13 protein-coding genes are annotated in these 11,479 nt (G+C 40.2%); 11 read left to right on the forward strand and 2 right to left on the reverse strand.

What is annotated here, in order from left to right:
* On the forward strand, positions 1-365 hold a 365-nt coding region (locus AAF462_05100; GenBank protein MEM7008495.1), incomplete at its 5' end, for a DUF2461 family protein.
* Here the strand turns inward: AAF462_05100 and AAF462_05105 are convergent.
* Positions 352-708, reverse strand: coding sequence for a helix-turn-helix domain-containing protein (locus AAF462_05105; GenBank protein MEM7008496.1), 357 nt, complete (start codon positions 706-708; stop codon positions 352-354). The two genes, AAF462_05100 and AAF462_05105, sit on opposite strands and share 14 nt — an antisense overlap.
* Before the next feature lie 131 nt (positions 709-839).
* On the opposite strand from AAF462_05105, the gene AAF462_05110 reads away from it, so the two are divergent.
* The 10 genes from AAF462_05110 to AAF462_05155 all read left to right on the forward strand — a co-directional run bounded on the left by AAF462_05110 (position 840) and on the right by AAF462_05155 (position 11,193).
* A complete protein-coding gene (locus tag AAF462_05110; protein ID MEM7008497.1) occupies positions 840-1,214 on the forward strand; it encodes a nuclear transport factor 2 family protein in 375 nt (124 codons plus the stop codon).
* Between the two features lie 74 nt (positions 1,215-1,288).
* Entirely contained in the window at positions 1,289-2,212 is a 924-nt protein-coding gene (locus tag AAF462_05115; protein MEM7008498.1) for a DUF5996 family protein, read from the forward strand.
* A gap of 36 nt (positions 2,213-2,248) precedes the next feature.
* The gene (locus tag AAF462_05120) at positions 2,249-2,893 is read left to right on the forward strand and encodes a CDGSH iron-sulfur domain-containing protein (protein MEM7008499.1); all 645 of its coding nucleotides are present in this window, start codon (positions 2,249-2,251) and stop codon (positions 2,891-2,893) included.
* Between the two features lie 132 nt (positions 2,894-3,025).
* A complete protein-coding gene (locus tag AAF462_05125) occupies positions 3,026-3,691 on the forward strand; it encodes a glutathione binding-like protein (GenBank protein MEM7008500.1) in 666 nt (221 codons plus the stop codon).
* 25 nt (positions 3,692-3,716) lie between these two features.
* Positions 3,717-5,162, forward strand: coding sequence for a dihydrolipoyl dehydrogenase (locus tag AAF462_05130; protein MEM7008501.1), 1,446 nt, complete (start codon positions 3,717-3,719; stop codon positions 5,160-5,162).
* Between the two features lie 68 nt (positions 5,163-5,230).
* On the forward strand, positions 5,231-5,992 hold the full coding sequence (locus AAF462_05135; protein MEM7008502.1) for a glucose 1-dehydrogenase: 762 nt from the start codon (positions 5,231-5,233) through the stop codon (positions 5,990-5,992).
* A gap of 52 nt (positions 5,993-6,044) precedes the next feature.
* Entirely contained in the window at positions 6,045-7,079 is a 1,035-nt protein-coding gene (locus AAF462_05140) for a metal-dependent hydrolase (protein MEM7008503.1), read from the forward strand.
* Positions 7,080-7,278: 199 nt separating this feature from the next.
* On the forward strand, positions 7,279-8,025 hold the full coding sequence (locus tag AAF462_05145; protein MEM7008504.1) for a flavodoxin family protein: 747 nt from the start codon (positions 7,279-7,281) through the stop codon (positions 8,023-8,025).
* Between the two features lie 96 nt (positions 8,026-8,121).
* Positions 8,122-9,855: a carboxylesterase/lipase family protein gene (locus AAF462_05150; protein MEM7008505.1), complete on the forward strand. Its 1,734-nt coding sequence runs from the start codon at positions 8,122-8,124 to the stop codon at positions 9,853-9,855.
* Positions 9,856-9,918: 63 nt separating this feature from the next.
* A complete protein-coding gene (locus AAF462_05155) occupies positions 9,919-11,193 on the forward strand; it encodes a carbohydrate porin (GenBank protein ID MEM7008506.1) in 1,275 nt (424 codons plus the stop codon).
* A gap of 54 nt (positions 11,194-11,247) precedes the next feature.
* On the opposite strand, the gene AAF462_05160 is transcribed toward AAF462_05155, so the two are convergent.
* On the reverse strand, positions 11,248-11,479 hold a 232-nt coding region (locus AAF462_05160; GenBank protein ID MEM7008507.1), incomplete at its 5' end, for a dienelactone hydrolase family protein.

Raw genomic sequence — 11,479 nt, forward strand, 5'->3', positions numbered from 1 at the left:
AATTTGATAAATCTAAGCTTTTAATTGCCGGAGGGTTATATTCCTTACCTTCAGAGCTAACAAAGTCATACCGAGATAGTGTTAGTGATCCTAAAAAAGGCGCGCAGGTCGCCAAAATACTAAAGAAGATTGCAAAGAATTCTGAATATACCCTAGGAGGTTCGCACTATAAAAGAGTTCCAAGGGGCTATGATCCTGAGAATCCAAATGCTGATTTACTTTTGCATAATGGACTATATCTTTACCGGGAAGGACCAATTCCAAAAGAAGCTACTTCTAAGGATTTTCTAAACTATACATATGGAATATTTAAAGAAATGATGCCGCTACATGCTTGGCTAAGGGACAATGTTACTTCTTCTTAGTGTATTTGATCCTTGCCTTTTCTACCTTGCTAATATTTTTATTCGTCCATTTCTCAAGCTCTTTAAATATTGGGATAATCGTATTTCCTAAATCAGTCATAGAGTAGACTACTTTTGGCGGTATCTGGTTGTATTGTTTTCTTTTAATTATCCCATCTCTCTCTAGTTCTCTTAATTGTTGAGTCAGCATTCTTTGAGTTACTGCAGGGATTAATTTTCTAAGCTCGTTAAAGCGCCTTGGAGCTAAATTGATGAAATAAAGTATTTCAGGCTTCCATTTCCCTCCGAAGATATTAATTGATCCTGCTATTGGACATGCTTTACCCTCGTCACTGGCAGTCATTCAATGACCCTCCTTACCATTATCTAAGTATACAAATAGATACTATATAACAAAAATGTACCTAATTGAAATTATATACTAGAACATTATACTACGTAATATGACGAATATAAAGATTTATGGAGACCAAAATGATGACAGATGAAGAAAGGAAATCAGTAGCGGCAGAGTATTTAAAAGCTCTTGATACAGGAAAGCAGTTTTTTCATTTATTTGATGAAGATGCTGAGGTCTTTTTCCCGAATTGGGGCGTTGCAAGAGGGGAGAATGAGTATAAAAAACTTTTCTCTGATTTAGGCGCTTTGGTTGAGGACTTCACACATCACCATGGATATATAAATTGGATTATTCAGGGAGATATGGTTGTGGCAGAGGGATCAAGCGAAGGAAAGTTAAAGACCGGAGAAAGCTGGACTGATAGTAAGTGGTGCGATGTGTTTGAAATAAGAGATGGAAAGATCAAGAGGCTATACATATATCTTGACCCTGAATACTCAAGATATTAACATGAATTTAACTTAGAAGAATTCGAATATTAGCTAAACTCAATTTATATTAATTGGTAGTAGGGAGCAATTATATGACGGATAAACAAGAATCACACAGCTTTTTCCCAGCATTGCCTATAGAAGATTGGGAAGAAACAAAGAACACGCTTCATCTGTATTTCCAGATAGTTGGAAAAATACGTCTTACACTATTTCCTAAGACAAATCATTGGTGGCATGTAACGCTTTATCTCTCACCAAGGGGAATGACTACTAGACCAATACCATACAATAACATGATCTTTGAGATTGAGTTTGATTTCATCGATCATAAACTCAATATTCTCTCAAGTAAGGGCGATAAAAGCTCGTTCTCACTTGAAGGCTTATCAGTCTCATCCTTCTACAATAAGATTATAGATTCTCTAAGCTCAATTGGTGTAGATGTTTCTATAGTAGCAAAACCATATGATGTTCCTTTTAGTGAAACACCCTTTGACACAGACAAAGAGCATGGCTCCTATGATAAAGAATATGTGAACAGATATTGGCGTATACTAGTACAGGTTAATTCTGTTTTTGAGGAATTTAGGGCTAAGTTTATAGGAAAAAGCACCCCGGTTCATCTTTACTGGCACCACGCAGATCTTGCAGTTACCAGATTCTCCGGTAAACAAGCTCCGCCTATGGACGGAGGAACAAATGCCGATAAGGAAGCATATTCACACGAAGTAATCAGTTTTGGATTCTGGGCAGGAGATCAAACCGTAAGAGCTCCAGCTTTTTATTCATACACATACCCAGAGCCGCCGGGATTAGCTGAGGAACCACTTCAGCCAAAACAAGCATTTTGGAACACTGATAACGGCGCTATGGCAGTGCTCATGTATGACGACCTAAGAAAGCTTGATAACCCAAGGCAAGCACTTTTGGATTATTTAGAGAGCGCCTATAACGCCGGGGCAAATAGGGCAGAATGGAACAAAGAAGGATTTGAATTAAAGGCAGTAAAATAATATATTTCTAATATGAAAACTGCATAGGAGACCGCTATGAGTGATGAGTCTGATATTAAAGTTAGCATTGAGATTATGGAAGATGGCCCTCTTCTTGTTAAGAAGCTGACGAGCCTTAAAAATTCCAAAGGTGAGAATATAGAAACTCAAAAGATAACAGCGCTGTGCCGCTGCGGCGCGTCATCAAATAAACCTTTTTGTGACGGTAGTCATAGAAAAGTAAATTTCTCAGGCCAAAGAGAAACTGATAAACCGATTGATAAAGAAAGAGAATATGCCGGTAAAGAAATCACAGTATATGACAACAGACTTATATGCTCACATGCAGCTGAGTGCGTGAAAAATTTGCCCGAGGTTTTTCGATTAGGTGACCGACCTTGGATTGCTCCGGATAACGCAAGCCCTGATGAAATTATATCAGTGGTAAAAAAATGCCCATCAGGAGCATTAAGTTATTCTCTAGGTGGCGATCATGTAAGAGATTTTGGTTTGCCAATTGAAATAGATATTGCAAAAGATGGTCCATACAATGTGACCGGAAACATAGTTATCAATGTTGAAGATCACCTTGAGCCCCCGTCTAAAGAGCATTACGCATTATGCCGCTGCGGAGCGTCAAAAAATAAACCCTATTGCGACGGCTCCCACGCTGATGCGCATTTTAAAGACCAAGATAACTAAGCTAATCACGATTTTACACTGTGAATCCAATAGCTATAATTTCACAACTAAATAGTTGATAAAATATCGCAAATTTTCTGATATAGTTTTATTGCATAAACTTTATGTGTTAAATACAAGGGAGAATCTGAAATGATAGATTTCTACACATCTACTACGCCGAACGGAAGAAAGGTCTCTATAATGCTTGAAGAGATAGGACTTCCATACAAAACCATTCATCTAAAACTTGGGAAAATGGAGCAAAAAGAAGACTGGTATATGGAGCTGAATCCAAACGGCAGAATACCCACAATTGTAGACCATGATAATGACGATTTCGCGGTATTTGAGTCTGGGGCAATATTGATCTATCTGGCTGAGAAAACAGGAAAGTTTATGCCGCAAGATACAAAGGGACGCTCTACTGTAATACAGTGGCTAATGTTTCAAAAAGCCGGAGTTGGCCCGATGCAGGGGCAGGCAAATGTTTTCGTTAGATACACTGACGAGAAATATGAGTACGCAATAAATCGTTATCAAAAAGAGACCAGAAGACTCTATGAAGTGCTCGATAAACGGCTTGGGCAAAGTGAGTATTTAGCTGGGGATAATTACTCTATTGCAGATATCGCTACATATCCCTGGATCCATGTGCATGATTGGGCTGGGATACAAGTTCATGATCTGGATAACCTTAAGAGATGGAAAGAGGCGATATCACAGAGACCGGCAGTTGAGCGCGGGATGAATATTCCCCGCCCACCCGTGATGGATGAAAAAGCGGCCCAGAGAGGGGCTGTGCTTTTAATTAAGTAGGGGCAGGTTTAATAAGGAGATAGAATTGAAAGAGATAAGTGTTGATGTTGCAATAATTGGCGGCGGTACAGCGGGGATGGTCTCATATCGCAGAGCCTCAGACAATTGTGATAAAGTTGTGTTGATAGAAGGAGATCAGTATGGCACGACTTGCGCAAGGGTAGGCTGCATGCCCAGTAAACTCCTTATTTCAGCCGCAGACGCGGCTCATAGTATTTTAGAAGCCCCAGGGTTTGGAGTATATCCAAACGGTCTTCCTACAATAGACGGTGTTGAGGTTATGAGGCGAGTTCGAAGCGAGAGAGACCGTTTTGTAGGCTTTGTACTCGATACTATCGAAGATATACCTTCTGAGAATAAAATTAAAGGATATGCCCGATTTTTGGATGACCACACATTACTAGTGGATTACCATACAAAAATTAATGCAAAATCCATTGTAATAGCTACCGGTTCATCACCATCCATCCTCCCTATGTTTGAGGACGCTGGGGATAGGTTAATAACTAATGACGATATTTTCTATTGGCAGGATCTTCCTGACTCTGTTGTTGTCTTCGGCGCAGGAGTGATAGGGCTTGAGCTTGGCCAGGCTCTTCACAGATTAGGCGTAAGGACTAAGATCCTTAGCAAATTTGGCTTAGTAGGACCGCTTAACCACCCAGAAATAGTAAAATACGCAGATAATACATTCCAAGAGGAGTTCTACATAGATACTGACGCGGATACTTTGGCAGTAAAAAACAATGGAGAACAAGTAGAAATTACTTTTAAAGACTTAGATGGAAAAGAGCAGACTGAGGAGTTTGATTATCTACTAGCGGCAACCGGAAGAGCACCCAACGTTAAAAATCTAGGCTTGGAAAATACTAGTCTTGAGCTTGATGAAAGAGGAGTTCCGGTTTTTGACAGATACACGCTTCAATGCGGCGAGAGCTCAATTTTTATAGCTGGCGACGCCAATAACGATCTGCCGCTTTTACATGAAGCTGCGGATGAGGGACGAATTGCTGGAGAAAATGCAGGCAAATTTCCCGATGTTCACGCTGGTCTTAGAACCGTCCCAATTACAGTAGTGTTTACGGATCCTCAGATAGCGATAGTAGGAAATACATATAAACAATTATTAGAGACGCCCAATCTGTGCTTCGTAACTGGCAGTGTATCATTTGAAGACCAGGGTAGAAGCAGAGTAATGCTTAAGAACAAGGGTATTCTTCACATATATGCAGAATACGGCTCAGGAATGTTTTTGGGAGCCGAAATGTTCGGTCCCAGAGCAGAGAATATTGCACACCTATTAGCGTGGGCTCTTCAAAAAAGAATGTGCATTCCTGAGATGCTTCAAATGCCGTTTTACCATCCCGTGATTGAAGAAGGCGTAAGGACTGCGCTTAGAGACGCCAACCACAAGCTCAACATTGGCCCTGGGTTAGAACACACAAGCATTGAGTGCGGCCCGGGAATATGATTCGCTTTGGTTTCTCGTACATTTTGTAATATGATCTATAGATATATCATATATCGGAGGAAAGGGTTATGAGATTAGAGGGCAAAACTGCATTAATCACAGGCGGAGGAGACGGTATTGGAAGAGCTACAGCGCTGCTATTTTGCGAAGAGGGGGCAAAAGTCGGCATAATGGGAAGAACCGAATCCAGACTCCATGACGCTGTAAATGAAGCTAATGGACCTGGTGAAATCACAGCTTATCAAGGCGATGTATCTAAGGAGGAGGATGTAAAACGGGTAGTAGATGATTTTTATAAACACCACGGCACAATAGACATTCTCTTTAACAATGCAGGTATTTATAAAGCAGGCAGTGTTGTCACTACACCTATGGAAGTTTGGGATGCTACGATGAATATAAATGTTAAGGGAGTATTTCTAGTTAGTAAACATGTTATACCAATCATGGCAAAACACGGGGGAGGCTCTGTAATAAATAACTCATCCGTGCTTGGTATTGTAGGAATGGAAGACTGTGTTGCATACAATGCTTCCAAGGGCGCAGTAAGGCAGATTACCCGTAGTATGGCGCTTGACCATGCGGGTGACAATATAAGGGTCAACTCTGTTTGCCCAGGGTATATCAAAACAAAGATGGACCCAGAGTTTATGGGTAACCCCCCAGATGCAGATGAGCAGTTAGACGCAATCGCCGCAGAGATGATACCACTAATCAGGCGCGCTGAAGCTGTTGAAGTGGGTCATGCAGTGTTATATCTTGCAAGCGATGAGGCCAGATATGTCACCGGCTCAGATTTGGTGATAGACGGCGGCTGGACCACAGTTTAGAAATCTGTGTGCTAAACTTATTACCCTAATAAATTCGATAGAAGGATAATTAATGGATCCTGTTAGTCAGGGGCTGGTCGGATCAGTACTGCCCCAAAGCGCTTCTAACAAAAAAGAGATTAGATTAGCTGCCATCATCGGTCTTCTGGCCGGCTTACTTGCTGACATCGATGTCGTCATACGTTCCTCAACTGATCCTCTATTGTTTATAGAGTATCACCGTCAATTCACTCACTCACTTATATTTATTCCGATCGGGGGATTAATTGCAGCAGGGTTCTGCTGGCTTTTATTCAGAAAAAAACTCGGCTTCTGGAAGATATATTTCTACACATTTTTGGGCTACGCTACACACTGTTTTTTAGATGCTTGCACTAATTATGGAACAGAGCTACTTTGGCCATTCTCAAATGAAAGAATCGCTTGGAACATAATCTCTATTATTGACCCTGTATTTACGATTACGCTTCTTATATTACTGATTATCGCATTTATAAAAAAATCTCCCCTAGTTGCAAGAATTGCTTTGATATTTGCTGTTAGCTATCTGCTCATAGGCCTATACCAAAGAGAAAGGGCAGCAGATGAGCTCATGGAACTTGCTAAGGGCAGAGGGCACAGTATCGAGAAGAAGTTGGTTCATCCATCTATTGGAAATCTCTTAGTATGGCGCGCAATATATGAATCAGAGGGCAGATATTATGTGGATGCGATCAGAGTGGCTCCGTTTTCAGAGACAAAAATATATGAAGGTAGCTCAATTCCTAAATTTGATGAATCCAAGCTAGAAGATTTGGATCAAGATTCAGTTCTACGAAATGATTTTAGGAGATTTAGGAATTTTGCTATGGACTATCTTGCAGTACATCCTGACTATCCAGATATCATTGGAGATATAAGAATGGGTATTCTACCAAACAGCACTCTTCCGCTGTGGGGTCTGGAATTTAATCCTGATAATAAAGACAACCACGCATCGATGGTTAACTATGAACGCACAGTTGATAACAAGAAGTTGCAAACGTTTTTTTCCATGCTGCTCGGGCGTAACCCTCAATTAAATAGCAAAGACGAGAGTATTGAATAAAATTTTGTATAGTATTACCATTTGAAGCAATGCACGAGCGGTACGTATCTATTAGAGGGCGGTAGGAATAGTCATTGCATTGATTTTTACTTAGTTCTAATTTAATAATTTAGCTGTAACTTTTTTATATCTGTCTTATCTAATTAAATAAAGGTGGCTGATTTAACTAGACTGTCCCTAGCCACAAAGGAGGATTATTATGGAATTAAACGAGAAACAGCTTCACATGTGTGAGACCAGCACATGGGATTTTTCCGATCTAAAAGCATTAATATTAAACTGCACGCTCAAGAAATCACCTGAGAAGTCACACACAGAGGGGCTAATAACAATCTCCAAGACCATCATGGAGAAAAATGGCATCTCTGTAGATCTGCTTCGTCCTGTGGACTATGATATTGCAACCGGCGTCTATCCAGATATGACTGAGCACGGATGGGACAAAGACGACTGGCCGGAGATTTACAAAAAGGTTGAAGCAGCTCACATTTTAATCATAGGCTCTTCTATCTGGCTAGGCGAGAAAACATCTATTGCCACTCAAGTCATAGAGAGGCTATATGCCAATTCGCATTTACTAAATGAAAACGGTCAGTATGCGGATTACGGTAAAGTAGGTGGATGTCTTATTACTGGAAATGAAGATGGCGCTAAACACTGCGCTATGAATATTCTTTATTCCCTTCAGCACCTAGGGTACGTGATACCTCCTCAAGCTGATGCAGCGTGGCTTGGAGAAGCTGGCCCGGGGCCTTCTTATCTTGACCCTGGCTCAGGCGGACCTGAGAATGATTTCACAAATAGAAACACCACTTTCATGACTTGGAACCTAATGCACCTGGCTAAAATGATTAAAGATGCAGGAGGAATACCGGCACACGGTAATCAACGCTCTGAGTGGGATGCTGGATGCAGATTTGATTATGAAAACCCTGAGCATAGGTAACTCTCGGTTTTGGTAGTCTTCTTGTTTGATTTCCTCACTTATTATTTATAATTATGTCGAATATATAATTCAATAAGGTTGAGGGAGAACTGAAAGTTGAATAGGAATAGCACGTTTTATTTATTAGCATTGTTGTACTTTTTCACAAGTCCTGTGCTCTATGCTCTTAATGAATCTAATTCTGCCGATAATCCGCAAAAGACTATAGAGCAGGAGCTTGAATCAAAACCCAAAGCCAAACCCAATTGTTCTGCTCCTGATGTGTCAATTAATCAGGGTGAGCTATGTGGTCTTAATGTAAAGACAACAAATGACAAGCAGACTTATGCCTATCTTGGAATACCTTTTGGAGAGACTACTGCTGGAGATAGTCGCTGGCGTGCACCGGTGCCGGATAGTGGCTGGCAAGGGAAACTAGAAGCAACCCAACACGGCTTGGCTTGCCCTCAGATAAATAGGTTTGTTTCTGATCTCCCTTACAGTGAGGATTGTTTAACTCTAAATGTATGGAGTCCTGATATAAATCCCGATAAACCCAAAGCCGTAGTAGTTTACATTTTAGGTGGTTCCTACCTATATGGTTATGCCGGCAATCCAGTATATGATGGATCCTATGTTTCAGCAAATGGAGATATTGTACTTGTTACAATGAATTACAGAACCGGCTCTTTTGGTTTCCTTGCCGGTGTAAAAGATAAAGATACTGGCGAGAAAATAGATGGAAACTTTGGATTGATGGATCAAGTTCTTGCTATGAAGTGGGTTAAAGAAAACATAGCTAAGTTTGGCGGAGATCCCAATCAGATAACTCTGCATGGAGAAAGTGCGGGAGCGGGAAGTGTAGCTATACACTTAACTGGTGAGCCTTCTACTACAGGCTTATTCAATAATGTCATTATGCAAAGTAACCCTCTTGGAATGCCATTTAAAAGTCTGATAGAGTCAAAGCCTATAGCCCAAGAGTTCGCGAATAAACTTAGTTGTGCGAATAACGATATTTCTTGTATGCGATCAAAGTCAGCTAAAGAGATTGTTGAGGCTCAAAATATGGCCCAAGCTGGAGTTAACTTGTTATTGCATGGAATGAAAGATTTTCTTATTTGGGGACCTGTGATCGATAACAAAATAGTTAATGGCAATACTGTATTAGAGATATCCAAGAAGAAGAATACTAAGCCGACAGTTATAGGTACTAATGAGAATGAGGCTGTATTATTTGTAGCATTTGCAATGAATAAACTGGGACTCAATAACTTAAGTGATGCAGAATATTCATTGGCACTTGAGGTGCTGTTTAGGAGTAACAAAGTAAAGGATAAGATTCTAAAGAAATATCCGCACCAGGGTTCAAATAATGAAAGTAGTTTGAGCGCAGTGCTCACCGACTATTTATTTACATGCCCCTCACTTTACCTCGCAGATAATTCTTCAATGAAAACTTGGGTCTATCTATTTGACCACGTGCCTTCATATAATCTGTTTTCAATCATTGGGGTTAGTGCCTGCAAAGAAGCAGTATGTCATGCAGCAGAGGTGCCTTTTGTATTCCATACAGCAGAGAATCTAGGGTATCAGTTTACAGAGCAGGAGCGAATACTCTCTCGTACAATGATAAATTATTGGACAAATTTTGTTAAAAATATAGACCCCAATGGTATCTTGCCTGAAGGTATATTGCCACATTGGCCTAAATATAAATCCCAAGAATCAAATGTTATTTTAGTTACACCCATAGATAAGATAGTAAGCAAGCAAGATCTTCGAGCACGCTGCGAGTTTTGGAACGAAATTGGTTATGACCAACACCATTCTCTTTGGGATCTATTCTAAATAGTTTGCAGCATTTAAATCAAAATAGTAAACTTCTCTATCCGATTCTCTTCAGGCTCGTATATGATGGCAAAATTATTAACAATTCTAGCAATTATCGCTTTATCTTACACTTATATATCTGAAGTTTGTGCCCAGGGTGTTGAAGATCCATTTTCATACAATAGAGATCTGAAATCTGATGAGATATACGATTCTAATCGCTATATGACGGGGGATTGGGGAGGATTTAGAAGCAAGCTCTATGAGATGGGTATAAGGCCGACTGCAATTTATTATCTTTCTGTTCTGGGTAACCCTGTAGGAGGCGAGACTAAGGGAGTACAATATGCAGGACTTCTAAATGCATATTTGGATTTTGATCTAGAAAAGCTCATAGGAATTAAAAGGACTAAATTCATAGTTTCTGGCTCCTGGGCATCGGGAAGGAGTTTAAGTGAAGAAAATATTGGGAACTTCTTTACCGTATCCCAAGTATTTAGCGGCAGATCTGTAAGGCTTTATCAGATGTTTTTAGAAACTGAGCTTATAGAGGACGCTATAAGAGTAGCGGTAGGGAGAATGGGGGTCGGAGATGAGTTCAGTACCTCTGAGATATTTTATAACTACGTCAATACAGCGATTAACGGTCATCCTATTAGCTTGCCTATTAATGACGAAGGATTTTTCAGTGACCCGCAGACAAGCTGGGCGGCAAGGGCTGAGCTTAAGTATAAAGATACAATATATTTAAAGGCCGGAGTCTACAACTCAAATCCCAAAGTAGGTAGAGACAAAGCCTACGGGGTGGATTTCTCCTTTCGAAAAGGAGTAATTCTTATTGCAGAAATTGGATATCTTCACAATCAATTTAAAACCTCTGATGGTGGAGACGGCAAATATAGCTTTGGAGGATTTTATGATACAAGGGAGTTTGAGGATCTCTCAGATGATACAAAAAAACAAGATGGTAACTACAGTTTTTATTGGATCTTAGAGCAAATGGTCTACCGTGAATCAAATACTGACGATCAGGGCCTGTCTCCTTGGACATCAATTACTATCTCCCCTGATGAAGATATAAATACTTTTCCCTTTTTTATTAACGGTGGACTATTATACAAGGGTCTTATAGACGGCAGAGACCACGACAAAGCTGCGTTTGGGTTTGCATACGGCAAAATAAGCGATCAGTTAAAGGACAAGGACTATGAATTAATGCTGGAATTAACCTATCTAATCAAGTTTAAAGAGTGGCTTGAAGTTCAGCCCGATGTACAGTGGGTGGTGCATCCAGGTGGTAGCTCAGAAATACCTAATGCTCTTGTGATCGGTGTGCAAATGGTACTAGATATATAGCTATTAAATAGATCAGCGGAGAGAGGTTTAGTCTCCCCGCCGATAGTGGTTAAATTAATTGTCTTCAGGTTGGAATATTCTTTTTAAAAATGCCTGAGTTTGTTCCCAGGACTTCTGATCTGCATCAGCGTCATACTCAAGTGGAAGATCAAATTTCTTTCCATATTCGTCTGCTGCTGGGTTTGTGAAGCTATGCTTAACTCCAGGATATACAATTAACTCGTAGTTAGCTCCAGTGTCTTTCATAATGTTCTTAAATTTATCAAACTGCTCTTTTGGAACAAAC

The sequence above is a fragment of the Thermodesulfobacteriota bacterium genome, assembly GCA_039028315.1.
In the GTDB taxonomy this organism is placed as follows: domain Bacteria; phylum Desulfobacterota_D; class UBA1144; order Nemesobacterales; family UBA2774; genus CR02bin9.